The sequence below is a fragment of the Zhongshania aliphaticivorans genome (genome assembly GCF_902705875.1).
In the GTDB taxonomy this organism is placed as follows: domain Bacteria; phylum Pseudomonadota; class Gammaproteobacteria; order Pseudomonadales; family Spongiibacteraceae; genus Spongiibacter; species Spongiibacter aliphaticivorans_A.
The window spans coordinates 146,797-170,844 of the sequence record NZ_CACSIK010000002.1 but is presented as its reverse complement, the minus strand read 5'-3'; the positions used below and the strand labels follow the sequence as shown (position 1 = coordinate 170,844).

22 protein-coding genes and 1 riboswitch are annotated in these 24,048 nt (G+C 48.4%); of the genes, 11 read left to right on the top strand and 11 right to left on the bottom strand.

The features are described 5' to 3' along the window. Positions 1–108: 108 nt before the first annotated feature. On the bottom strand, positions 109–813 hold the full coding sequence (locus AELLOGFF_RS14270; protein ID WP_159269573.1) for an OmpA family protein: 705 nt from the start codon (positions 811–813) through the stop codon (positions 109–111). A 133-nt stretch (positions 814–946) separates the two neighbouring features. Here AELLOGFF_RS14270 and yegQ point away from each other — a divergent pair, with 133 nt between their 5' ends. Beyond that, positions 947–2,278 carry a tRNA 5-hydroxyuridine modification protein YegQ gene (gene yegQ / locus AELLOGFF_RS14265; protein ID WP_159269572.1) on the top strand — a complete coding sequence of 444 codons (1,332 nt, stop codon included), beginning with the start codon at positions 947–949 and terminating at the stop codon, positions 2,276–2,278. Between the two features lie 25 nt (positions 2,279–2,303). Continuing rightward, positions 2,304–2,687: a hypothetical protein gene (locus AELLOGFF_RS14260; protein WP_159269571.1), complete on the top strand. Its 384-nt coding sequence runs from the start codon at positions 2,304–2,306 to the stop codon at positions 2,685–2,687. 16 nt (positions 2,688–2,703) lie between these two features. Here AELLOGFF_RS14260 and AELLOGFF_RS14255 read toward each other — a convergent pair whose 3' ends face one another. Genes AELLOGFF_RS14255 through AELLOGFF_RS14245 form a run of 3 tightly spaced genes read right to left on the bottom strand, consistent with a single transcriptional unit; the run spans position 2,704 to position 5,382 of the window. Next, positions 2,704–3,843 (bottom strand): GNAT family N-acetyltransferase, encoded by a 1,140-nt coding sequence (locus AELLOGFF_RS14255; RefSeq protein WP_159269764.1) that lies wholly within the window; start codon positions 3,841–3,843, stop codon positions 2,704–2,706. A gap of 12 nt (positions 3,844–3,855) precedes the next feature. Beyond that, positions 3,856–4,740, bottom strand: a complete 885-nt coding sequence (gene ubiA, locus AELLOGFF_RS14250; RefSeq protein WP_159269763.1) for a 4-hydroxybenzoate octaprenyltransferase — start codon at positions 4,738–4,740, stop codon at positions 3,856–3,858. Positions 4,741–4,800: 60 nt separating this feature from the next. After that, positions 4,801–5,382, bottom strand: a complete 582-nt coding sequence (locus AELLOGFF_RS14245) for a chorismate--pyruvate lyase family protein (protein ID WP_159269570.1) — start codon at positions 5,380–5,382, stop codon at positions 4,801–4,803. 180 nt (positions 5,383–5,562) lie between these two features. Between AELLOGFF_RS14245 and AELLOGFF_RS14240 the strand changes: the two genes are divergently transcribed. The 8 genes from AELLOGFF_RS14240 (at position 5,563) to AELLOGFF_RS14205 (ending at position 12,835) form a co-directional block, all read left to right on the top strand. Further along, entirely contained in the window at positions 5,563–6,933 is a 1,371-nt protein-coding gene (locus tag AELLOGFF_RS14240) for an FAD-dependent oxidoreductase (protein WP_159269569.1), read from the top strand. 164 nt (positions 6,934–7,097) lie between these two features. Beyond that, positions 7,098–7,264, top strand: a riboswitch (FMN riboswitch). A gap of 93 nt (positions 7,265–7,357) precedes the next feature. Further along, entirely contained in the window at positions 7,358–7,813 is a 456-nt protein-coding gene (locus tag AELLOGFF_RS14235; RefSeq protein WP_159269568.1) for a 6,7-dimethyl-8-ribityllumazine synthase, read from the top strand. A 98-nt stretch (positions 7,814–7,911) separates the two neighbouring features. Next, entirely contained in the window at positions 7,912–8,535 is a 624-nt protein-coding gene (locus AELLOGFF_RS14230) for a class I SAM-dependent methyltransferase (protein WP_235035690.1), read from the top strand. A 179-nt stretch (positions 8,536–8,714) separates the two neighbouring features. Next, positions 8,715–10,004 (top strand): dicarboxylate/amino acid:cation symporter, encoded by a 1,290-nt coding sequence (locus tag AELLOGFF_RS14225; RefSeq protein ID WP_200842735.1) that lies wholly within the window; start codon positions 8,715–8,717, stop codon positions 10,002–10,004. Positions 10,005–10,136: 132 nt separating this feature from the next. Next, complete coding sequence (locus AELLOGFF_RS14220; protein WP_159269567.1) at positions 10,137–11,342, top strand: CaiB/BaiF CoA transferase family protein; 1,206 nt, start codon at positions 10,137–10,139, stop codon at positions 11,340–11,342. Positions 11,343–11,438: 96 nt separating this feature from the next. Further along, the gene (locus AELLOGFF_RS14215) at positions 11,439–11,723 is read left to right on the top strand and encodes a hypothetical protein (protein WP_159269566.1); all 285 of its coding nucleotides are present in this window, start codon (positions 11,439–11,441) and stop codon (positions 11,721–11,723) included. Between the two features lie 308 nt (positions 11,724–12,031). Further along, on the top strand, positions 12,032–12,298 hold the full coding sequence (locus AELLOGFF_RS14210) for a hypothetical protein (RefSeq protein WP_159269565.1): 267 nt from the start codon (positions 12,032–12,034) through the stop codon (positions 12,296–12,298). Positions 12,299–12,421: 123 nt separating this feature from the next. Then, complete coding sequence (locus tag AELLOGFF_RS14205; protein ID WP_159269564.1) at positions 12,422–12,835, top strand: lysozyme inhibitor LprI family protein; 414 nt, start codon at positions 12,422–12,424, stop codon at positions 12,833–12,835. A gap of 54 nt (positions 12,836–12,889) precedes the next feature. Here the strand turns inward: AELLOGFF_RS14205 and AELLOGFF_RS14200 are convergent, their stop codons facing one another. The 4 genes from AELLOGFF_RS14200 to AELLOGFF_RS14185 form a co-directional block, all read right to left on the bottom strand. Next, positions 12,890–13,531, bottom strand: coding sequence for an FHA domain-containing protein (locus AELLOGFF_RS14200; protein ID WP_159269563.1), 642 nt, complete (start codon positions 13,529–13,531; stop codon positions 12,890–12,892). An 81-nt stretch (positions 13,532–13,612) separates the two neighbouring features. Further along, positions 13,613–14,431: a Stp1/IreP family PP2C-type Ser/Thr phosphatase gene (locus tag AELLOGFF_RS14195; RefSeq protein ID WP_159269562.1), complete on the bottom strand. Its 819-nt coding sequence runs from the start codon at positions 14,429–14,431 to the stop codon at positions 13,613–13,615. A gap of 663 nt (positions 14,432–15,094) precedes the next feature. After that, the gene (locus AELLOGFF_RS14190) at positions 15,095–15,397 is read right to left on the bottom strand and encodes a helix-turn-helix domain-containing protein (protein ID WP_159269561.1); all 303 of its coding nucleotides are present in this window, start codon (positions 15,395–15,397) and stop codon (positions 15,095–15,097) included. Continuing rightward, positions 15,394–15,762, bottom strand: a complete 369-nt coding sequence (locus tag AELLOGFF_RS14185; protein ID WP_200842734.1) for a type II toxin-antitoxin system RelE/ParE family toxin — start codon at positions 15,760–15,762, stop codon at positions 15,394–15,396. Before AELLOGFF_RS14185 ends, AELLOGFF_RS14190 begins: the two co-directional genes overlap by 4 nt. 492 nt (positions 15,763–16,254) lie before the next feature. Between AELLOGFF_RS14185 and AELLOGFF_RS14180 the strand changes: the two genes are divergently transcribed. Further along, positions 16,255–17,346, top strand: coding sequence for a CNNM domain-containing protein (locus AELLOGFF_RS14180; RefSeq protein ID WP_159269560.1), 1,092 nt, complete (start codon positions 16,255–16,257; stop codon positions 17,344–17,346). 5 nt (positions 17,347–17,351) lie between these two features. Here the strand turns inward: AELLOGFF_RS14180 and AELLOGFF_RS14175 are convergent, their stop codons facing one another. The 3 genes from AELLOGFF_RS14175 to AELLOGFF_RS14165 all read right to left on the bottom strand — a co-directional run bounded on the left by AELLOGFF_RS14175 (position 17,352) and on the right by AELLOGFF_RS14165 (position 24,025). After that, the gene (locus AELLOGFF_RS14175; RefSeq protein WP_159269559.1) at positions 17,352–17,936 is read right to left on the bottom strand and encodes a hypothetical protein; all 585 of its coding nucleotides are present in this window, start codon (positions 17,934–17,936) and stop codon (positions 17,352–17,354) included. Positions 17,937–17,999: 63 nt separating this feature from the next. Beyond that, entirely contained in the window at positions 18,000–21,359 is a 3,360-nt protein-coding gene (locus AELLOGFF_RS14170; protein WP_159269558.1) for a UvrD-helicase domain-containing protein, read from the bottom strand. Further along, the gene (locus AELLOGFF_RS14165; protein WP_159269557.1) at positions 21,356–24,025 is read right to left on the bottom strand and encodes a PD-(D/E)XK nuclease family protein; all 2,670 of its coding nucleotides are present in this window, start codon (positions 24,023–24,025) and stop codon (positions 21,356–21,358) included. The genes AELLOGFF_RS14170 and AELLOGFF_RS14165 overlap by 4 nt, the downstream gene beginning before the upstream one ends. Positions 24,026–24,048 lie beyond the last annotated feature (23 nt).

Genomic DNA, 24,048 nt, shown 5'->3' with positions numbered 1-24,048 from the left:
GATTTAACGTTTAAAAACTTGGAAATCCTAAACGCTCTGAACAGCACAGTAAAGTGGCGATTGGCAGACAATCACGATAAAACCGTCGAAAACCATCTTATTGTCGCTTTATTGGACAGAATCTACCCGAATTACCCGCAACGCGACTCTGCGGTTACGAGCCCGCCCCTCTTCACTGGAATTGTCCGCAATAGGCATAGCGTCACCATAAGCCTGAATATCAATTCGATGGGCAGCCACCCCAAGCGCCAGCAACACCGCCTTTACGGCCTTGGCCCGCATGTTAGACAGACGATAATTGAAATCAAGCGAACCGCTATTATCACTGTGCCCCTGCAGCGCTATGCGAAACTCAGGTGAGTGGATAAGCAAGTCCGCGACACGAAACAAACGCTCACGAGCCTCGGGCAGAACGTCAACACGGCCATGAGCAAAGCGAACACTTTCTAAGTTAACGGTTTGTCGAGCCGAGCAGCCATTACGCATGACTCTTTCGCCCATGGCGGTGCGCGGGCAATGATCCTCACCATTTTTAACCCCGTCATTATCGCTATCCATACAGCCGTAGTGATCTACAACGCTTTTCGGTGGGGTATTTGGGCAGCGATCGACACCATCAATGATACCGTCACCATCACTATCAGCGCAGCCATAGCGATCAACCTGTGCCCCCCTCACCGTTGCGATACACCGATCATCAGCGTCTCTAACACCGTCGTTATCTGCATCTTTAACGACTTCACTGATCCCCGCGCAAGCCGAAACCAGCAAACCCGCCAATAGCAGTAATAACAATCGACTTATTCTGTTCATCGCCCCGACCGTTTCAGCCTTTATTTACACAAAGTGTAACCAAGCGCCACTCGACTACCAATAGCGCAGAATACCTAGGTTTGCGATACCATAGGCACCCACACCATTACTCTGTTTTCAAGGCCGCTTTACCATGATCCCCGAACTCCTGTCACCTGCCGGTAGTCTTCGCAATATGCGCTATGCCTTTGCCTATGGGGCCGATGCGGTTTACGCTGGCCAACCCCGCTATAGCTTAAGGGTGCGTAATAACGAATTTAAAGACCTAGAAACCCTAGGAAACGGCATTGAAGAAGCACACCGGCAGAACAAGAAGTTCTATTTAGCCTCAAATATTTCTCCTCACAACGACAAAATTCGCAGCTACTTGCGCGACCTTGCCCCCGTTATAGAAATGAAGCCCGACGCGCTCATTATGGCAGACCCGGGGTTGATGATGTTGGTGCGTGAAAACTGGCCAGATATCCCCATTCATTTATCGGTACAGGCCAATGCGGTGAATTGGGCCTCGGTAAAGTTTTGGCACCAAAACGGCATTCAGCGCGTTATTCTTTCACGCGAACTTGCGCTGGACGAAATCGAAGAAATCCGCCAACGCGTGCCAGAAATGGAGATTGAGGTTTTTGTGCACGGCGCGCTGTGCATTGCCTATTCAGGCCGCTGCCTATTATCCGGCTATATGAATCATCGCGACCCAAATCAAGGCGCCTGCACCAACGCCTGTCGCTGGAAGTATCAAGCCCACGATGCCAAAGAAGATGAAACCGGCGACCTCGTCGCAGTGCAAACCTTTACACCTGAACCGGAGCCAGAACCTAAGCCCCAACCCATTGCCGAGCCCGTGCTATTACAGCAGGCACAACGACCCGGTGAGTTCATGCCTGCCTATGAAGACGAGCACGGCACCTATATTATGAACTCCAAAGACTTGCGCGCCGTGCAACACGTAGAACGCTTAGCCGCTATGGGGGTGCACTCATTAAAAATTGAAGGTCGAACCAAATCACATTACTACGTTGCCCGTACCGCACAGGTTTATCGGCGCGCCATTGACGATGCCACCCACGGTAAACCCTTCGATATGCATTTAATGGATGAATTGGATACCTTGGCAAATCGCGGCTACACCGAAGGTTTTTATCGCCGCCACCCTCCCAAAGAATATCAAAATTACGAAATGGGCTTAAACAACGCCCAACAACAGCAATTTGTTGGCGAAGTAGTTGATGCACACAACTCAACCATTACCGTTGATGTAAAAAATCGTTTTGAAACCGGCGACACCTTAGAACTCATGGTACCCGGCGGCAATACCAGATTCGCGCTGAAAACCTTGATCGACAAACACGGAAAATCAATTGATGCCGCACCCGGCTCTGGCCATCGCGTGCAAATTCCGCTTGATCAAGCCCTGCCCGAGTCGGCACTAAAGTATGCCCTGCTGGTCAAAGACATTCACAGCTAATCAAACAATGCTAACGGGAGCCACTATGGAACGACGAAAATTACGCGTACTGCGCGCACTCGTTAATATCAGCTTAATCAGTGTGGTATTTGGCGCTATTTTGAATTTATTAAGCGGTATTCTCGGTAATTACTATGTGCTGATCATCGGCTTTTTGGTGGCGCTGATTATCTTCTATTGCTACCGCCGAGCAGACAGTGAGGCTGCATCCAGCACAAGTTATTACCTTTGGCGGTATTTACCCACGCTGTTATTTATTAGCATGCCGATTATAACGTATTGGTATAGCCGCGACGCCCAATGGGCCTTAGCCGATATTATAAGCGGCGTTCAAATCAGCTGTAGTTTTGTATTGCCGGTGCTTTGCTTGCTTTATGTTGAGCGGGTATTAAAAAATGCCCAGCAGTAGTCTCCAATAACACAGCTTACTCAGTCTTTTTGAAGGGCAGCATCTCACTCGCTTCGCGCAGATAATTACCAATGTGAAGATGCTCCTCCTCTAAAAATCGCTGCACCGCCTGTGAAAAATCAGCATCGGCCAACCAATGATTTGAATAGGTGAGAATGGGGGTAAAACCTCGTTGAATTTTATGCTCGCCCTGCGCCCCCGGATCAAAATGCCTCAGGCCCTCACGTAAGCAATATTCAATGCCTTGATAGTAACAAGCCTCAAAATGCAAAAATTCATACTCGCGAATACAGCCCCAATAGCGCCCATACAAAGTGTGCTTATCTCGAAAGTTTAACGCTGCGGCCACCGGCTCATCATCGTGACTCGCTAGCACCATCACTAAATTTTCAGGCATGGTCGCTGCTAATTCGGTAAAAAACGCCTCAGGTAAATACCCGCCATGGCCACTGCGCTTTGCATAAGTCAGCTGATAACAATTAAAAAAGAACTGCCATTGCGCCGCACTCACCTCAGCCCCGCTTAACACCTGCAGCGTCAAACCCTGCTCAGCCACCACTCGACGTTCTTTGCGTAAACTCTTGCGCTTGCGAGAACTGAACGCCGCCAAGAAACCCTCGAAGTCACCATAATTTCGATCGTACCAATGGTATTGCGGGCCAATGCGCTGCAATAAACCCTCTTGCGCCCAAATTGTCGCCATCTCCGCCCGAGAAAATAAAATGTGCAGCGACGACGCGCCTATGTCCTTAGCATGAGCGGGTAATTTGCTCGCCAACTCAGCCATAAGCTCACCGCGATCACCCTCATCAACCAAGCACAAACGCGGGCCGGTTGCGGGTGTAAAGGGAATGGCTGACAGCAATTTGGGGTAGTACAGACGGCCATGACGCTGATAAGCATCTGCCCATGACCAATCGAATACATATTCACCGTAGCTGTGCGACTTAATATAAAGAGGCATAACCCCAATTAACAGCGCGTCACGGTAAATAACAAGATGATGCGCTTGCCAGCCCTTGTCCTCGGCAACTGCACCACTTGACTCAAGGGCGTGCAAAAATTCATAGCGCGTAAAAGGGTAATCACAACCCGCCGCCTTATTCCATGCTTCTGCGCCAACATCAGCAATGGTATTTACAAATTCTAACTGCAAATTAAGCAATACTTACGCCTCAAGTAGAAAGTGCAGCACAATGCCCACAAATATTGCCACACCCACCCAGTTATTATTTAAAAAAGCCTTAAAACAGTTATCGGTTTGCCGATACCGAATCAATTGCTGCTGATAGATAAATAAACCGCTGGCAACGATCAGCCCCGCGTAATAAATAAAGCTCATTTCAAAACGCGGACCAGCCATTAACAGCACGACTACAACACAAATTTGGAGCATGGCGGTGATGGCCCTATCGTCATCACCAAACAATATCGCCGTCGACTTTACCCCAATTTTTAGATCATCTTCTCGATCAACCATGGCGTAAAAAGTGTCGTAAGCCACTGTCCAAATTAAAACACCAATATACAAAAGCCATGCCGCGGGTGGCGGTAACTCGCCGGTTTGAGCCGTAAACGCCATGGGAATGCCCCAGGCAAAAGCGGCGCCCAGCACTACTTGGGGCAAATGGGTGTAACGTTTCATAAAGGGGTAAGTTGCCGCCAATGCCACCGCCACAAAGGCGAATAAAACCGTGAGCATATTGGTAAACAAAACCAAACCGAACGCCAACAAACATAAACTGGCAAAAAGTAGCAACGCTTCTTTCTCTGTGACTGCCCCCGTCGCGAAGGGACGCTGCTTGGTGCGGCTGACATGGGCATCTATCTTGCGATCGGCAAAATCGTTAATCACGCACCCTGCCGCTCGCATTAACACTGTTCCCAAAACAAAAATGATCAAAAGGTCAAAAGCCGGCACGCCTTCAGCCGCCAACCACAGCGCCCACAATGTGGGCCATAACACCAGATAAGTCCCTATCGGCCTATCCACTCGCATCAGAGCAAGATATTGAGGCGTTTGCTTTTTTAAATGTTGGAAAAATGCATTCATAAGACGGCCACTAAAATAGTCTGCCAAAAGTATATCAGCACCACCTATCGAGAAGGAAAACTACCAAGGCCGAAACGCAGGTAAAAATATCTCACTTACCATAATCGGATGATCGCTCAATAAAAATCGCGAGCGCCTGCCCCACAACAGCGTATTAGTCTCACCAGTGGCATCAGGCTCCGCCGTTGCTACTTGGCAAATTTGGTAAGGGTCGCGGGACATGTGCGGATCAGTGAACAGCAAGTGCCCTAAGGGACGATTATCTAAGGTACGCAAACGATCCAAACGCCCAACCAAAGACGTGGCAGGCAGAACACTGCGGGCATACACCCAGGGTTGATCATGGCAATGCAAATACACCTCTCGAATCAAACCCCAGTCGCGATCGCCCATTCCCAATAAACGACGCTCCGACAATGTTGGAATTTGCCAGCGCTGGCTCAATACCTCAACACGAAATTCGCCGTGGGACACACGCCGCAAATGTGATGTTAACGAGCCCTTGTCGAGCAGCCAGCGAGCATCTGCCGCAGGTAATGCCGACCGAGAGAATTTCTTACAATCGAGCCACTTAGGCTCTTGCGAGTAGAATCGTGGTGTTTGAAAAGCGTACAATACCAAGCTTCCAGTGTAGAGGTTCACTGAACATAGACGTTACCACACAATAATCGCGCAGCAATCAAAACTAAGGTGTGGCGGCAGAATGCGCGAATCAGGGGCGACTTGCAAGAGGTGGTATCAGCCAAATAGGCGATAACATCAATGTTTTTAATATCCTAAGCTTCACAGACAGAAGCGATTGGTTTATGAGGAATTGGCTTAATGAGTAAGTGGGAATGTATTGTTTGCGGTTGGGTTTACGACGAAAAGATAGGTGACCCAGATTCAGGAATTCCAGCAGGTACACGCTGGGAAGATATTCCTGATGATTGGCTATGCCCAGATTGCGGCGTGGGCAAAGAAGATTTTGAAATGATTGAGCAATCAGAAGAGAGCGATCTTCCCCATCACGAAGAGCCCGCTTCAGCCAGCGATAACGCTGCAATTGTGGTTATTGGCACCGGCTTGGCAGGTTACGGCCTAGTACGCGAGCTTCGCAAACACGATAAAGACACCCCTGTCATCATTATCACCGCCGATGATGGTCGCGCCTACTCTAAACCCATGTTGTCGACTGGCTTCACCAAAAACACCGACGCCGACGCACTGGCACAAAAAGACGCCGGTGGTATGGGCGAAGACCTCAACGCCAGCGTGTGGACGCTGACCAAGGTCACAGCCATCGACACCGCCGCGCAAACCATCACCATTGGCGACAAAGAAACTCAAGTTCACTACAAGAAGTTGGTATTGGCGCTGGGCGCCGATGTGATTCGTCCACCGATTCAGGGCAACGCCTTAGAATATGTGTACTCGGTCAATGACTTATTAGATTACGACGATTTCCGCACCGCAGTGGCTAAAAACAACGTTAAGAAAGTGTGCATTATTGGCGGCGGTCTAATAGGTTGCGAGTTCACCAATGACCTGATCAACGGTGGCATCGAAACGGAAACCGTAGACCCACTTGGCTACTGCCTACCTACCCTTTTACCTGAAGTTGCCGGTAAAGCAGTGCAAGCTGGGCTCGAAGCGAAAGGCGCCAAATTCCACTTTGGCCCATTGGTCACTGAAGTCAACAAAACGAATGATGGCCTAGCGGTTAGCTTAAACAACGGCGAAACCATAAACTGTGATTTAGTCTTATCTGCTGTCGGCGTTCGCCCTCAGGTCAAACTAGCACAAGACGCTGGCATTACCGTTAATCGTGGTATCGCCACCAACCGGTTATTAGAAACCAGCGCCCCCAATGTTTACGCAATGGGTGACTGTGCCGAGGTTGCAGGCCACGTACTCGTTTACGTTGCACCGCTAATGGCCCAAGCGCGCGCACTGGCCAAAACCCTCAGTGGTGAGGCGACCGAAGTTAGCTATCCAGCGATGCCCGTCACCATTAAAACCCCAGCCTGCCCTGTCACCGTTAGCCCTCCACCGCGTGACGCCCAAGGTAACTGGGAGATCGAACAAGACGGTCTCAATGTTGTAGCCCGTTTTGTTGGTAACGACGGCACATTGCTAGGCTTTGCCCTCACAGGCGAAGGCACCAAGCAAAAGATGGCACTGCAAAAACAACTGCCAGCTATTATGCCTTAGAACCGCTATGAGCCTGCGTCGGCAGGCCTAAGCACAGCAAGGGTGGAGTGAAAACTCCACCCTTTTTTATATCCAGAAACACTGGCTATCACGCAGATTCCACCTGCACGTATACAAACCCGCTACAGATTGCTAATATTCGCGCGCCCCGATAATTCGTTATCGAGGGTTCTCAGGGCGGGGTGTAAGTCCCCACCGGCGGTAATCATGCCAAGGCATGTAGCCCGCGGGCGCTCATCAGCAATTATCATTAACAATATTGTTTATGAGGACAGCAGATCTGGTGTGATTCCAGAGCCGACGGTTACAGTCCGGTTATGAGAAAAGATCGTTACTTGCCACAGCCCGCTTAGCGTCCACCACTAAGCCATTGCTAGGTTTGTCAGCTCTTCTTTGCCCTGCCGTATTCACTTGGGACAAGAACATGACAACGACAGACACATCACCAAAACAAACCGTCGCTTTTATTCAAGCCTGCTGGCACCGCGACATCGTCGACCGCTGCAAAGACTCGTTTCTAAGCGAGATAGCTTCTCGCAGCGACCTGAATGTAGAGTGCTTTGAAGTGCCCGGCGCCTTCGAAATTCCGCTACACGCCAAACTGCTAGCCCAAACCGGTAAATACGCTGCCATTGTAGGCGCAGGACTCGTCACTAATAGCGGCATCTACAAGCATGAGTATGTAGCCCAAGCGGTGGTTTCCGGCCTAATGCAAGTCCAACTCGAAACCAGCACACCGATGTTCTCAGTGGTGCTCACCCCGCATAATTTTCATAACAGCGAAGAACACACTAGCTTCTTCCGTGAGCATTTTGTGGTAAAGGGTGCAGAGGCCGCATCTGCGTGCATTGGCACACTAGAGAGCTTGGCCAAACTATAAAACACTAAAAACCGCAGCTACATAACAACAATAGCTATGATAATCTGCGGTTTTTAAGCGGTGTCCGTTACCGGCCACCCTAATACCAACGGAGAAATATGATGGGCTTCTACGATAATAAAATATTGCCAATCATCATCGATAAAGCCTGCTCGATGACATCAATTATGGGCTTGCGCGAAAAAATCGTCCCCCTCGCAAAAGGCAAAGTGCTGGAAGTCGGTATGGGCAGCGGTATCAATCTCGCACTTTATAATCCCGACAATATCGACTTTGTTTGGGGCTTGGAGCCGTCATTGGGTATGCGCAAAAAAGCCCAACGCAATCTCGACAAATCACCCGTCGAAGTAAAATGGCTAGACCTGCCCGGCGAACAAATACCTCTAGACGACAACAGTGTTGATACCGTATTGCTGACCTATACCCTATGCACCATCCCCGACTGGCAGCGCGCACTAGAACAAATGCGCCGCGTCCTTAAACCCGATGGCAAATTACTATTCTGCGAACACGGTCTAGCAGAAGAAATAACCGTGCAAAACTGGCAAAACCGGATAACTCCCGCGTGGAAAAAAATCGCCGGTGGTTGTCACCTCAACCGGCCCATAGCTGAATCTATTGCCAGCTGCGGTTTTACCATTAACACCTTGGAAACCTGCTACGCACCCGGCGTTCCCAAAATTGCAGGTTATATGTACTACGGAGAAGCAGTTATCAGCTAGCAAATCTTCACCACCTGCAAGTCATTGATCCCCTTGGCCAAAGGGGATCGATTAAAAACAACTTTACAATCAAATATCCCACCACCATTGACTGGTCATTACTGCTCTAGCACGCTAGAGTAAGGCAACATTAACGACCATCTATCAAGCCGTATTTAAACCCAAGAGCTATTGTCACTATGCGAAATATCCCTCTGCACTGGCAAATTATTGCCGCCATCTTATTAGCGGTTGCAGCAGGAATTTTGGGGGGCGCAGACGCCAGCATCGGCGGTTTATCATTCATCGCGGTTTACGCTTTTTTAGGCACCATGTTTCTCAACGCCTTAAAAATGCTCATCGTTCCCTTGGTCATGTCATCCATTATCAGCGGGATGGCAGGTATGGGCGGCGACCGGCTTGAAAAACTCGGCGGTAAAACCCTGCTGTTTTATGCCTGCAGCAGTTTAATTGCAATTTTAATCGGATTATTGGTTGTCAATATTATTGCCCCCGGCAGTGGCGACAATCAGGCACTAGCCGCCACCATCAGCAGTAGCGACCCAGCCTTGAGCGACACCTTGGCCAAGGTAGAAGGTCGCGGTATGAGTGATGTCGTACAAGTTTTTGTACGTATGGTGCCAACCAATATTGTAGCCGCCGCCGCCAACGGCGAAATGTTAGGCCTTATATTTTTTAGTTTATTATTTGGCTTTTTTCTCGCTCGCAGCAAATCTGAGCACGCCACAACCGTGATGCACTTTTGGCAGGGTGTTATGAGCATCATGACTGAAATCACCATGTGGGTAATGAAGTTTGCTCCCCTTGGTGTATTTGGCCTAGTGGCTAAAACCGTCGCCGTTACCGGCTTCGCCGCCTTTAAACCCATGCTGTTGTTTTTTGTTACTGCCACCCTCGCCCTGCTCATTCACGCATTTATTGCGCTGCCGCTGGTGCTGAGATACATCGGTGGCGTCAGCCCCAAAAAGCACTTTGCCGCCATGACACCCGCCTTGCTTACCGCATTTTCCACGGCCTCAAGCTCGGCAACGCTGCCGCTGACACTAAAGAGTGTTCAAGAAGAATCAGGGGTATCAAAACAAGTGAGTGGCTTTGTGTTGCCTTTGGGTGCCACTGTGAATATGGACGGCACCGCGCTCTATGAATGTGTCGCTGCCATGTTTATTGCACAGGTTTACGGCTTAGAATTGAGTATTGTTCAGCAATTTACAATTGTGATGATTGCCCTGCTCACCTCGATTGGCGTAGCCGGTATTCCCGCCGCGAGCTTGGTTGCCATCTCAGTCATATTGGGCGCAATCGGCCTTCCACTTGAAGGCATCGGGCTCTTATTAGTTACCGACCGAATACTCGATATGATGCGCACCGCCGTAAACGTATTTAGCGACTCCTGCGCCACGGTGGTCATTGCCCGCAGCGAGGGTGAGGAAACCCGTATTGCAATAAACAGTACTAAAACAGACACATAAAGCGCGCTTAAACCTTTATACGATAAATCCCTGGTCAATAATTAAACTCGTCGCGCAGGGATTCGCTAAACCCAAGCGCCATATTTCATTGCCAGAGCCCTTTCACACACTAAAAACGATGTAACATTTTTTATGACAAGCCCTCATCAAGGCCCGCTACAGGGCATACGTATTTTAGAGCTTGGCCAACTTATTGCTGGCCCTTTCACCACCACCATGTTGGCTTATTTTGGTGCCGAGGTTATCAAGGTTGAGCCACCCGGCATCGGCGACCCCATTCGTCGCTGGCGCAGCATGAAGGGCGACACCTCGCTGTGGTGGTATAGCATTGGCCGCAACAAAAAATCGGTGACCATTGACCTTCGTCATCCCGATGGCCAAGACTTGGTGCGAGAGTTAGCTACGCAATGCGATGTTTTAGTAGAAAATTTCCGTCCCGGCGTAATGGAAGGCTGGCGGCTTGGACCAGACGACTTAAAAGCCACAAACCCAGACCTAGTTTACACCCGTATCTCAGGCTACGGCCAAACAGGCCCCTATGCCGAGAAGCCCGGCTTTGCCTCAGTATGCGAGGGCATCAGCGGGTTTCGTCACTTAAATGGCTTCCCCGGCGAAGCTCCAGTGCGCCCTAATTTAAGCCTTGGCGACAGCATTGCCTCCTTACACGCCATTATTGGCATATTAATGGCCCTTAACGCCCGCGAGCGGGGCCTTCATCAAGGCCAGGTTGTTGACGTTGCCCTTTATGAAACCATGTTCAATATGCTGGAGTCAGTGGTGCCCGAATATGCTGAGGAAGGTATTATTCGTGAAGCGTCTGGCACCACACTAACCGGCATTGTTCCCACCAATACCTATCGCTGCCTCGACGATAAATTTGTCATTATTGGTGGCAATGGCGACTCTATATTTAAACGCCTCATGATTGAAATTGGCCGTGATGATTTTGCCAACAATCCCGCCATGGCAGACAATGCCGGACGAGTAGTACACCAACAGATAATAGATAACGCCATTGCCCAGTGGTGCCAACAACACCCAATACTGCACGTCATCGAAAAGCTAGAAGCGGTGAGAGTGCCTGCTGGCCCCATTTACAATGCCGAAGACATGGCCAATGATCCTCACTTTCAAGCACGGGGATTATTTGAAAAAGTTGCCGTTAACGATAAGGAAAGCGTTACCATTCCCGGTATGTCACCCAAATTAACCGGTACTCCCGGCAGCAACCAGTGGGCTGGCCCAGCGCTTGGAGAGCACACCCACAGCGTATTAAGTGATCTTTTAGGCCTTGCACCGGAGGTATTAGAAACCCTCAAAAACAACGCCGTGATCTAAAGGCTTAAAATTTAAGCCTAGCTGTTGCCGTTTAAACGCTAACTCAGTGCGCTTCTGTTATATTCACATTGTCAGCATTAGCCCAGAGGCCGCACTATGCACATTGATAAAGCCAAAAAACGTATCGCCAAGCAGGTTAAAAAAGGCTTCAGCGGCTACCCCTCCGTCACCTTAGCGTATTTTGGTGCCACGCCAGAAAGCGCGCAGGAACTAGTCATTTCCTTTACGCTTGAAGAAGGCGCAGAAGTACAGATACAAAAATTCAGCTGTGAAAACGACGCCAGAGAAGACGAGACCATTCAATCCACTATTGTAAAGATTATTGAACGCGCCAATGTGAATACCGTTATAGAAATTGAAGGTGTTTCAAGCTTTAAGTAATCAATACCATTGGAGCCCAATCAAACCCAAGGAATTCGGTGCTCTCCGGTCATTATCCACAGAGAATAAAGACAAAGTGCCAACATTCCTTCATACTACTAACTGCAATGCCTTTCAGGCCCCCTCCTTACGACGAAAACTGATTGGTTAACAAACGGGAATTTAGCCCGTAAAAATCAGCATACGCCACATTAAACTGCGCTCTCCAACTTTAATGCAGAGCAGCACTAACATTATCAACTTAGGCGCCATTAGCGAAAAAATATAACGCTGAGGCGACACCGACTTTGCAAGGATACCGATTCGACATGCAAGATAAAATCGCTATTATTTTAGAATATTTAAATGAGAATAAAACACGCTGTAGTAACAATGCGGCAGCTGAAGCGCTAGGAATAACTGCACCTGCGCTAAAGAAATTACTGGGAACGCGCCGGCCAGAGACGTCATGGTTAGTTAATTATGGCACTGGTGAACCCGCGGGTTTCAGCTCGGAAGAAAAACACCCAGACCTGTACCGCACCAAGCGCATTATAAAATCAGCTGAAGTGCTGACGCGGAACCTCGATTTATAAATAATAAGTAGTACGCTGTGTCAGTATTCACCGCCGTTGACGAACTAATAGCGGTCTCTACCGACAAATAAGAACTTATTGACGATCCGCAGCCTGCATTATCAACCAACTCCGAGCAAGAATATGATGCTTAAGTTTGTGATTTACTCTGCCCTGTCCTTTGTCATTTCATTGGTACACGCCTCTGACATGAAGATGGCTGATAACTGCACAATGAGCGGTTCACAAGCCGATATGACAGAATGCGCAGCGCAGCAGCACCACAAACAAAAGGTAATACTCAATAATGCCTTTGAGGAAGTGCTTGCCATCGCGAAATCTAAAAACCAAGGATTTGGTCCACAGATCGACAACATTCAATCGTCTCAAAATGCTTGGGAACAGTATGCTGAACAGGACTGCCAACTACTTATGACATGGGGTGGTAGCATTGCCAGTATGCAATACCATCTGTGTATGACTGAACACTACAAGCAGCGCCAAAAAAGTATTCAGGCCTATATTTGCCACCCAGCTTTAGGCCCCTGTACACAATAAACTAGAAAGGTCTGCTACCTTTGAGCACACCTTGTTGAGTGCTCGCCAAACCGATTATGCAACAGACAGCATAAATTTTAATTGTGTGCCTGCAATCTCCACCAAATCACCGCTATTTAACTGGCGCGGCTGCAAACCAATCTCAACCCCGTTTAGCTTTGGAGTACGGCCATCTTTACCTTCAATATGCTCTAAATAATAATCCTGCTGGCGACGGCTAATGGCTGCCACCTGAAAGCCCGCTTTACCCAGCTTGGTTAGGGGTTTACTCAGCGTCATTTCACGACCCGCCGAACCACCATTTTGAACCTGTAATTTGGCAATCATGGCCACTGGTGCAGGTTCGGCCGCTTTACTAGTTGGCCGCATAGCAATGGTCTTTTCTACTTCAGCTTCACCCTGGCTCTGCATTTCACCGTGATAGGTTAATGAGTGCTTGCCAATCGTAATGTAATCGCCATTGCGCAAGGGATGACGAGACACCGCCGTACCATTCACAAAGGTGCCATTGGTACTATCCAGATCCACCAAAAAGCTGTCTTTGAGTACCGTTTCAATCACGGCATGACGACCACTTACGGCCAAATTTTCGATGCAAATATCATTATCAGGCGCACGACCAACAGACACCCGCGGTTTATCCAGCGGAAAATCCTCAAGTACTCTACCCTGAAAACTGAGAACCAGCTTAGCCATAATCCCTATCCGTCATTGACCTGAAGTCACTACAAAGTGAAGTGCAGAAGCCTATCGCTGCAAACTAACTGCGGTATCACACTAATCAAACCAGTCCAGTTCCTCTTCTGAGGTGCTTTCCTGCCCAGCTACAACCTTGTCGACACGCACTACAATAATCGAAATATTATCATTGCCACCGGAATTATTCGCCATTTTCAATAATTGTGTCGCAGCGCGCTCTGGCGCCATGTCATTTGCGGCCAAAACGTCGGCAATATCGCTGTCTTCCACCATCCCCGTTAAACCATCTGAACACAGCACGTACAGATCGCCTTCACGCAGCAGCGCTTCCATTAGGTCTACTTCTACAATATCCGCCAGACCTAAAGCGCGAGTTATCACATTCTTATTGCGAGAATTACGCGCTTCATCCTCTGAGTACACCTTACGATCGACCATTTCTTGAACCAAGGTGTGATCCGTCGTCAATTGATCTAAAAAACCTTCGCGAAAACGATACAACCTAGAATCACCCACATGGGCCACTGCTAAGCGCGCTCCAACAAAACTAGCCGACACAAGGGTAGTACCCATACCTTTGCGGGCACTGTTTTGCTGTGCGTTTTCGTAAATAACGGTGTTTGCTGCGTAAACGGCATTACGCAAGGCTAAGGTTTGCGGGGAAAACTCTGATAGTTCTGCAACGGTTTCATCGCTTTCACTGTCTTCTTCCAAAAACTGCGTAAACCCTTCTATTGCCAAGGCGCTAGCGACTTCACCCGCGTTATGGCCGCCCATGCCATCAGCCACCAATACATACCCCTGCTCGCTTGCTAAATGGATAGCATCTTCATTATGACTGCGCACTTGGCCAATATCAGTCACACCAAAGGCCCGAATTATTGTTTTTTCTTCCATGGTATTACGCTTGTTTAGGGTTGAAGCTTGAGTATAGTCACCGGCTTTTAATGTGGTCAATGTTGAAGGCTGCAATAAATAGCAGCGACAAGAACCAAAATTGCACCAAATATCAATATCCTAAGTCTAGCATGAGCGGGTAACGGCACGGCTAGCGTGCTTATATGGCGACTCCATCATAGAAATTCGTACTGGCTAGCTGATGGTAAAATCATGCTCGGCTAGTATCTGTTAAACCTCGACTCAGGGTTGGTATTGGCAGATTGTCAAATTGAACTTGGGTAGGGTTATTCTGCAATCTCAACGTCGACCTCAAACCTCGGAAGTCATTTAGCTGGGCCTAGTTTTATTTCATATCTGCTGACAAGGAATTAACGCTCATTGGGATTGGGATTCGCATTTGAATGACAATATGGGTCGCCTGTTGTCTTCGAACACTCTGTAGTTTTTAGACCATCGTAGACCGCTTGTCCTATTTTCTGAGAAGAGCATCCAGCAAATGCAAATATTGCTAAAACACACACTATCATTTTTTTGTAATAACTCACATCTCTCCCCTAAAAATATACCGTCTAAATAGCGAGTTTAAAAAGTTGGCTATATTACCGAGGATTGAAGTTAGCCAAGCTTTTTAATCTTGTTGATTTACTTGTTAGCTTTTGATCACGCGATTACTTCAAGGCCTTTTTTTTCAGCTAGAGATAACATTTTCAATGCTGCACCTCTCGGTTTACTCTCACCTTGTTCCCATTTTTTGACTAATTTATCACTGACATTAAAATAACGAGCAAATACTGGCTGGGAAAGGTTGTTTTTTTGCCTAAGGGTACGCACTTGCTCCGGTGTGAACTCATGAATAGTTGTTAAACACAGAGCATCAAACTTTCGCATCGTGGTTTTGTTAATTGCACCTGATTTTTGCAAACCTTTTGCTGTTTTGTGTACTGCTTTTAAAATGTCACTCATAATTCACCCACCTTAATGAGCTCGCCACCATCTATTAATTGGTTAAGCTCATCCAAACCAAATTCTAAAAACTCTTTTGCTAACTCTTTTAGAGCTAGTTTCTCTTTTGCATTGATATTAGCTCTATCATTTTTAGCAAACGCATATAGGAAAAAATACTTACCCCCTATAACAGCACCGACTATAGTACGGTACCCTCCGCTTTTTCCTTTGTTGCCTGACGCAATACGCTTTTTGTAAACATTGCCACCTAATTCAGCATCAAAAAGTCCGTTACTCATTTCCTTACAAGCATTAATAAGATCATTGTCTGATAGCGCTTCTTTTTTCGTTAAAGAAGCAAAAACTTTGGTCTTATAGATCAAAGTATACTCCAATGGGGTATGTTTTTAAAATGTGAGCAGATTGACATAAACGATAAGAAACAGAAAGCTAACAGTTGTCATGAAGACTGCGGCCTAATATCATTTTGGCTCTCGGCTACTGATATCCAATCTAGATTGGAATCTAAAAACTCAGAATATCAAAGAGTTATGGATATACACATTGGAAAAGACCGCCGATATTAGCAAGACTAGCTCCTTACTCTTTTATTCATTCCCTTGCCTTGATCATAAACCCGTCTCAATATAAATCAACAACTTAGGTGACTGCATGCTGGGTTAAAGAGCCCGCTTCTTCTAGCCAAGCGCTTCACTAACGTGAATGCGGATTAGGTCTTGGGCAAGGTATCGATCTCTATGTCAGCCCCTATAATATTATCTACGCTTGCGAAGCAGTATTTTTCCTCCTGTAAGTATTGACTTTAATAGGTGGCAATGCGGCAATCGTCTAACTATCTTCAGATTCGATTAATTATGATTTTACTATTCATTTATATCGCCATTGCCTTGGGCGTGTCGTTTTTATGTTCTGTTCTAGAAGCGGTGCTATTAAGCGTTACACCGTCATATATTGCCGCAGAGCAGGAGCGGGGGCATCGCAACGGCCAATTGTGGGGTGACTATAAAACTGACGTTGACCGCCCTTTGGCGGCGATTTTAAGCCTGAATACCATTGCCCATACGGTGGGTGCCGCCGGTGCCGGTGCTCAGGCCACGGCTTTATTTGGTGAAGCCTATTTTGGCCTTATTTCTGCCATCTTGACCCTGTTGATTTTGGTGATTTCCGAAATCATTCCCAAAACCCTTGGCGCGCTATTTTGGCGGCAATTGGCTCCGCCCTGTGCCGTTGTGTTGAAATTCGTGATGTGGTCGATGTATCCCTTGGTGATCATGGCTCAGGGCATTACGTCTTTGCTGTCGCGGGGAGCATCATCACACTCAATCAGCCGTGAGGAGTTTGTCGCTCTAGCCGAAGTTGCCGTCAGCGAAGGTATTTTAGATCAGGAAGAATCCAGCGCCGTTGCCAGCCTTATTCGCTTTCGCGCCCTGCAGGCCAAAGATGTAATGACACCCCGCTTGGTTATTTTTAGTCTCGCGGAGGACGCGCAGGTTAGCGAGGTAGTGGAGGGCAACGATGCCATTCGATTCTCACGAATTCCCGTTTACGCCGACGACAAAGACAATATCACCGGTTATATCCGCAAAGACGAGCTTATGTTGGCCATGGCGCGCAGTCCCAATGCGCCCCTGAGTAGTTTACGTCGGGATTTCTTAGTGGTGCCAGATTCACAACCTACCTCTGAGCTACTTAAAAAGATGACTGAAATGCGCTTACAAATTTCACTCGTCGTTAATGAGTATGGCAGTGTAATGGGCTTGGTGACGATGGAAGATTTAATCGAAACCATGCTGGGCATGGAGATTGTGGATGAGACCGACCCCACCGTCGATATGCAAGTATTAGCTCGGGAATTATGGGCAAAACGAGCTCGCCGACTTGGGGTATTTGACGATGAAAAAATCAGTGCCGCTACGTCTTGGCAGGCGTCTCAAACAGACCAATAGCTAACTCAATAGCTAAAGGTCAGCGGCTCTGTTTCTTGATTCTTAAGGGTTACTGGCAGACGAAACTCATTGGGCATTTTCTTTACGGTGTATTGCTGACCTCGGGTCTGATGCACATAGCTAAAATAGTCATTGTCCAATCCGTCGATGCGATAGGCGTCATAGTGGTCTGCCACAGTAGGGTCCGCCGGTTTCATGCCGTTAAGCGTGACCCAGCCTCGAAAAATGCGGAAGTAAATATCGCCAGACACACCCCAAAAACCAACTTCAGATTGTGACCTCGCACTACCGTCAGCAGAAACAAAACGGAAATCAACTCGGTATGTGCCATCTGCAGATCGCTCGGTGAGCCACTCTTTCTGACCACCGTCTTTCAGTTTACGAACACCGTACCATTTACCAAGCAACATCTGCCGCGATTCGCTGCTCGGTATGCTAATTATCTCATCATCTTCTTGATCAAGCTGTAAATTTTCTTCTATTGGCATCACATCTAAATTGTTTGCCGATGGTGCCGGCTTTACCGGTTTATAGGGAGAGCAGGCGACCAATAACATCGACAATAAAGCATAAGCAAGCACGTGTTTCATGTAGTAAATCATTCCTAATGCAGCCTTCACAGGCTAGTCTTTTCTCTTTTTTACTTTTGCGCGTTACGCTTTATCCAGAACCAACAAATGTTGATGAGCGGGAAAATACAACGCCGTGGTGATGGGGCATTCTACCCCAGTTGCATGTAAAGCTTGCTGATAAATACGCATTTTTGTGTGATATCGACCAGCTTGCTCGTCCAAAAAGCGTTGCAGATTCCCCTTGGCCTTGGCGGTCTTATAATCGACAATCCAACAATGGCCTTGATCTATAAACACGCGATCCAAAATCAGCGTCTGCCATTGCCCACCAATCATTCTGCGTATGGTCTGCTCACTGGCTTGCCACTGATAACTATCTAGAATCCACTGTCCGTGGCGACAAGCCAGCGTATTGCTCACCAGCTCCATCACCCTTGCCACGCTCAATTCCAGCGCCGGTTCGGGGTGGCAATGATGCCTTAATCGCTGAGTAATACCCGCTTGCAAGCGCGCATTGTTTGCCAGCCATTGATCGCGGTCGTTCCGCCGCCCCAAACGCTCCATCAGCTCGTGAAAAACAATCCCCACCGCCCGTTCTTCAATATTATCTTCGAGTACCGCATTTTCTGTTTGACGCTGAGCACGCTGCAAAGGTGACTCAGCCGGCTCTGGTGGCTGCCACACTGGATTGCAAGCCACACTAAAGTCTCGTAATCGCGGAGCCGTGGGCACCCGTAACGGCGCAGTATCATCATCGGTCTCAATGGGCTCGGCGCGCTCAAATGCATCACCAACGCTGGCCCACAAACGATGTAAAATACTGCCTGAGGTCGCGGCCACATCCCCTTTGCTATTAATTTGCGCCTTGCCAAATATATGTAACTCGCGCTTTGCACGGGTGAGCGCCACGTAGATTAAGCGATCCACTTCTTCGTCCAAGGCCTGCGCTTGACGCTCACTCATGTAGTTGTACAGTTTTTCAGCGCCAGGATCTCGTCCTGAACGCTGAGGCTTGGGGGCAAAAATCATATGGCCACGCAAGCGCTGCCACGCCAATAAATCGCGATCGGCATTCCGGCCAGCCGCACCGGTCCCCGGCAGTATCACCACATCGAATTCAAGACCTTTAGATTTATGAATCGTCATAAGCTCGATATGGCTGCTGGGCGGCGTAGCATAAAGTCGCTCTATGGCTCGCTCTAATACGCGCACATCTTCTAATAAGCCCGCCGGTGCATATTCATCAAGTAAACCCAAAACCCTATCTATATCGCTTTGCTGGTGCGACTCAATACACACTGGGCCACCCAGCAAATACCATGCACTGCGCAAGGCCCAACGAAGGTCTCGGCTTTGCGGACAACTTTCTATCCAGTTAATCGTGTCTCTAAGGTGAGCTAGTGCTTGCTGACCTTCTGTGCTCAGCGATAGCGAGCTATCGGTATTCATAATGGCATCACGGAGTAGGCCGCCCGCTTGCCTTAATACCAACAGGTCATCCCAGCTCATGCCAACAAACGGCGCTCGCAATACCCGCGCCCACGCTACATTATCTGCCTCATGCCACAGGGCGCGGAGCAGTCCCATAAAATCCATTACCGCAGGCGTGGCTGTTAGGCTGTCTATATCTTGGCCAGAGAAGGTCAGTCCCGCCGCCTTCAATGCCGGTACGATATGTTTTAAATGTCCCCGATTGCGCACTAATATAGCCACCGATGACGTTTTACCCGTGTTTATACCAGCGGCCTGTTGCTGCTGAATAAGCTCTACAATAGCGCGCGCTTCTGCCTGCCCTGCACTGAGCTTGGCATCTACTTTTTGGCCGAGTAGTTGAGGGTGAATATGGACTTTTCCGGGGTTTTCTCGCTGTGGCAAAGCGGGCTCATAATAGCGGCCGCGATCTGTAAATAAGATTTTAAAACCGTCATTAACCCAATTAACAAGGTCGGGAGATGACCTAAAATTTGCCTTTAACTGCAATGGCATTAGCGATTTTCCAGCAAAATTACCTCGCTGTTGCAGCTCATCAAATAAACTCACTAAACTACCGCGAAACGCATAAATCGACTGCTGTACGTCACCGCAAAAGAACACACTGCGACCATCGTCGTCTTCCCAGCCCTGGCATAAAGCTTCTAGTAACTCTATTTGGCTAACCGAGGTATCTTGCATTTCATCGACCAGAATATGCTGTACTCGATCTTCTACCAATAGCGCCTCGCCGACTATTTCGCCGTGTTCAGCACCGAGCGCAGTAATGGCTCGCTGGGCAATCTCGCCAAAATCAACGCCGCCTTTGTGTTCAAAACTTAGCCTTAAATGCGCCAACAAATAGGCGAGGGCGATACGAAAGTGACCGACTAACTCGCGGCTCGTCTCTGGAAAATACGGCGGTGGCAGACTGGCAATACAGGCAAGATGCGCGGATGCCTCTTCAAACAAACCGTCGTCTTCTAAACCCTTAAGCCATGCTTTGGCCTCTGCATTACCTGCTTGGCCCGACTTTAAGCCAGCATGATTTAATGACCGCGGTTTATATAATTCTCCTTTGCCACTGAGCATGGCCTGAGCGAGGGTTTGCACCAGATCAAACTCAGCAATCGTAAGTTCCTTGCTGCTGCGTAAATCTGCAGCCCACGCGTGATCTTCATTACTGGCCGACGAAAGAGTAAATCCGGCAATCAACTGGTCAATATTCAAATCCTGTAACGCTGACCACGCCGGCTCAAATGACGACGCCACTTCGGTTATCAAGGCTTCTTCCATTGCATCAAGGTCGCCACTGATAACATCGCGAAGCCACTGATCACGCTTTGCCAGCAAAGCCGACAATAACGGTAGCAAGGTCTCTATTCGATTACTGCCATAGGCCAATAATTTTTGTAGTGCGGTGGCGAGAGCAGGGGGGCAATGTGGCTCATCCAATTGCCTGAACAAACTGAGAATGGCCTCGCGGTACAAGGCATCAGCATCAGTCACCGGCACTGCCGCGCCAAGCCCAGACAACAAGGGGAGGCGGCGCACCAAGCTGCCACAAAAGCTGTCAAAGGTCGTGATTCTTAGGCGAGCACTATTGTTTAACAAATGCCAATGATTAGCTCTGTCTTTTGCCAAGACCTTAAACACTGCCTCGCGAATATCATGCTCAAAACCACTGTCTGCTGGCTCTAAAGCCTCGCCCTCAGCAACACCCTGTAACGCCGCTGCACCAGCTTGCAGGGCCGATATCACCCGCTCTTTTATTTCACCCGCAGCCTTATTGGTGAAGGTAATGGCAACAACCGTTTCAGGCTGCTCTACCGCCAGCAAGCAATGTAAATATCGCAGTAACAAGACACCGGTTTTACCTGAGCCGGCAGGTGCACGCACCAATACTGAGTGGCGAGGGTTGACCGCTAGTTCGCGCTGATCTTGATCGGGTGGACGAGAAAACTGACTCATTCTGCTTCCTCCTCTATTCCCACATCTCGTAGTAAGGGCAGTAAAAAAGTGCTAAAACCGCGACTGTGATTCTTGCTGAAATCGTGCTCGATATTTCCTGCCAAAATGCCCATTGCCATAGTTTCTAATGCTGTGGACCAGGCCTCTAATTCGGCCTGCCATTTTTCCGGACTGTCGACATCGCTAGCGTGTGCTTTTTTTGCCACCACGCTGTTAGCCCAGTTACTGCGCATATGAATTTTCAAATCGTCAGGACTTTTTAATTGCGCCAACATGACACCGTCTAAGGCTTTAGATTGGCCATCGCTTGCCAGCACGTATATCGGTAGCTGAGGTTCACTTAAGTTATCAACACTCAGTGCGCGACCGTCGATAGTGCCGGTTTTATAATCAATGACTAAATGCTTACCAGCAATATTATCGATGCGGTCCATGCGAAGCCTCAGTGGAATACCCTTGATTTCGCTTTCTATTAATTGCTCCGTAGATATCACCTCAAAGTCTTGCACGCGTTGACGCTCGTTCTTATCCATCCACGCACAAACTAAGCTGATCACCCGCTCTTTTTCTATATTCAGTAGCGACTCACCATACCTGGCCACACTCAGTTCGGGGTTTTCTAAAGCGCGTTCGCAGCTTGCTCTAACCAAGGCTTCTAACTGCAAGTCGCTGAGTGCATCTAATGCCTGCTTGGCTTGCAGTGTCTTCCAGACATGCTCCATGGTGTCGTGAACCAAAATACCCTGCACACGATGATCGAGACCTTCTGCTGCCTCAGGAAACTCCCGTAAATTTAAGCGGTATTTTAAAAAAGCAAAAAATGGACTGCTGGCATATTCTTTAAATAAACCGGTGCCACCGCGTACCGATGCGCGCTGGCTAGAATCAACCGGCCGCACATGGTCAGTTGCAGGCCACAGCACTGCGCCGTGTGTCACAAATTGATTTTGCGCAGTCAGTGGTTGATCGTTTTGATAATCGGGTAACAGAGTACAGGGACCGAGGGGGCTACCTGCCTCATTTTCTCGACTGTGGCTTATATGTACCTGAGGAGCTGAGCTCAGCAAGCGCGATAAAACTTCTTGGTCACGCTGCAAACACAGCCCCGGATCACTGTTTGGGTATTTTGCCTGCCGTTGTAACTCTAGGGGTAAAAAAGGTGATGGCTCTACCCGTCGCGGCAAGGCGTTATCATCCAAACCCATTATCCAGGTGGCATCAAATTGCAGGCCAATGGCATCGTCATATTCCATGATCCGAATGGGGCAGGCCCAGTCACGGCTTACCGAAAAACGCTTGGTACTGAGAATATGCTGTAACCACGAAAGTGCGGTGTCGTGACTGACCTCGCCAAGCTGTCGATCAAGCGCACGAAATACATCCATTGCCTGACTAAAGCCACGACGACACTGTTCAACTACGACGTCATCATCACTGGTATTTGGCCAACCTGAATTCAGTAACAATTGATCAAAGAAACGCACCCACGACGATGGTAATTGACGTGCCGGCATGCTCTTGAGGATTGCCTCCAAATCATGCAATACATCACTGACGGTGGGATCTTGTTGCTCAAGTTTCCGCGCCAGCGATATAGCATTGCGAAGTGTGGTTTCTGGGCTCAAATATTCTCGCCAACGAATATCTAATGTTGCTCTTACACTGCGTGATTCAGGCCACCCTCGGACAAAACGAGAGCGCAAAATCCGACTTAATTGCTCCAAGGGCAGGGCGCGAGCACTCAGTGAAATTAAATCCCAAGCCGATTTTATCAATGGATAAGACATTAAGGTTTCGCTGGACTCAAAAACCCAAGGCTCACGTGCCGAAAAATCAGCGGAGGGAAAAAGTCCACTGGGATAAAATTGCCGCTGTAAAACATTTGTCAACGCGGCTCGGTAACGATTCATATCTGGCACCAGAATCGCGACCAAGGCACCATCAAGTGCTTTTCCATCAACATTGCCACGCTTAAAAATAGTTAGCAACCACGCCACTACGGCCTCGCACTCTTGGCTCATTTGTTGTGTAGAGCAAAATTTTGGCAGCGGTGGTGAAGGCCTTGATTCTGACAAAGTCACCAAATTTGTTTGTTCAGCGCAGGATTGAATAAACGTGCTAACTGATGGGCTAAGTGTTATATCTTCACTTAAAACAAGTTGATCCGGTAAATCTAAGATTGCGTCTTGCAATAAATTACACAATTGATCAGGCAACTGTTGCCCGCTTAACGCAGACTGTTCATCCAGCTTATCCTGCATGGTCTGACGCCAGTGGTAAAACGCCTGATATTCCGCTGAGAATCGATAGTAGTCCTCATCACTACTTAATTGATATTGCGCATGTAACTGGAATGCATCTACAAACTGCCGAGTGATCGCCATGCTATTAAGACAGTCTTGCGGATAAAACTCGCTTTTCTCAATAATATCTCTAGCCAACGCCAATAACTGAATAGGGCGTAAAACTTGTTTGGCGGGAAAAGTCCCATCCCACAGCTCCGCCAGCCATTGATCAACCGGCATTACCGTCACTGTTTCTATAAACGCTTGATCATGGCTGCCACGCAAACGCGCAATACGATCTCGACACTGACGCGCGCTGGCATCACTGGGCATTAAAACAATGCTGTGACCATCGCACGCTAGTAATTCCTGTAATTCCATTAACGCAGCCACTCCCTTATTGT

Bases quoted from the DNA above. Each gene is read 5' to 3' on its own strand.
- AELLOGFF_RS14270 (WP_159269573.1), bottom strand. From the start codon at position 813: ATGAACAGAATAAGTCGATTGTTATTACTGCTATTGGCGGGTTTGCTG.
- yegQ (WP_159269572.1), top strand. From the start codon at position 947: ATGATCCCCGAACTCCTGTCACCTGCCGGTAGTCTTCGCAATATGCGC.
- AELLOGFF_RS14260 (WP_159269571.1), top strand. From the start codon at position 2,304: ATGGAACGACGAAAATTACGCGTACTGCGCGCACTCGTTAATATCAGC.
- ubiA (WP_159269763.1), bottom strand. From the start codon at position 4,740: ATGAATGCATTTTTCCAACATTTAAAAAAGCAAACGCCTCAATATCTT.
- AELLOGFF_RS14240 (WP_159269569.1), top strand. From the start codon at position 5,563: ATGAGTAAGTGGGAATGTATTGTTTGCGGTTGGGTTTACGACGAAAAG.
- AELLOGFF_RS14235 (WP_159269568.1), top strand. From the start codon at position 7,358: ATGACAACGACAGACACATCACCAAAACAAACCGTCGCTTTTATTCAA.
- AELLOGFF_RS14230 (WP_235035690.1), top strand. From the start codon at position 7,912: ATGATGGGCTTCTACGATAATAAAATATTGCCAATCATCATCGATAAA.
- AELLOGFF_RS14225 (WP_200842735.1), top strand. From the start codon at position 8,715: ATGCGAAATATCCCTCTGCACTGGCAAATTATTGCCGCCATCTTATTA.
- AELLOGFF_RS14220 (WP_159269567.1), top strand. From the start codon at position 10,137: ATGACAAGCCCTCATCAAGGCCCGCTACAGGGCATACGTATTTTAGAG.
- AELLOGFF_RS14215 (WP_159269566.1), top strand. From the start codon at position 11,439: ATGCACATTGATAAAGCCAAAAAACGTATCGCCAAGCAGGTTAAAAAA.
- AELLOGFF_RS14210 (WP_159269565.1), top strand. From the start codon at position 12,032: ATGCAAGATAAAATCGCTATTATTTTAGAATATTTAAATGAGAATAAA.
- AELLOGFF_RS14205 (WP_159269564.1), top strand. From the start codon at position 12,422: ATGATGCTTAAGTTTGTGATTTACTCTGCCCTGTCCTTTGTCATTTCA.
- AELLOGFF_RS14200 (WP_159269563.1), bottom strand. From the start codon at position 13,531: ATGGCTAAGCTGGTTCTCAGTTTTCAGGGTAGAGTACTTGAGGATTTT.
- AELLOGFF_RS14195 (WP_159269562.1), bottom strand. From the start codon at position 14,431: ATGGAAGAAAAAACAATAATTCGGGCCTTTGGTGTGACTGATATTGGC.
- AELLOGFF_RS14190 (WP_159269561.1), bottom strand. From the start codon at position 15,397: ATGAGTGACATTTTAAAAGCAGTACACAAAACAGCAAAAGGTTTGCAA.
- AELLOGFF_RS14180 (WP_159269560.1), top strand. From the start codon at position 16,255: ATGATTTTACTATTCATTTATATCGCCATTGCCTTGGGCGTGTCGTTT.
- AELLOGFF_RS14175 (WP_159269559.1), bottom strand. From the start codon at position 17,936: ATGAAACACGTGCTTGCTTATGCTTTATTGTCGATGTTATTGGTCGCC.
- AELLOGFF_RS14170 (WP_159269558.1), bottom strand. From the start codon at position 21,359: ATGAGTCAGTTTTCTCGTCCACCCGATCAAGATCAGCGCGAACTAGCG.
- AELLOGFF_RS14165 (WP_159269557.1), bottom strand. From the start codon at position 24,025: ATGGAATTACAGGAATTACTAGCGTGCGATGGTCACAGCATTGTTTTA.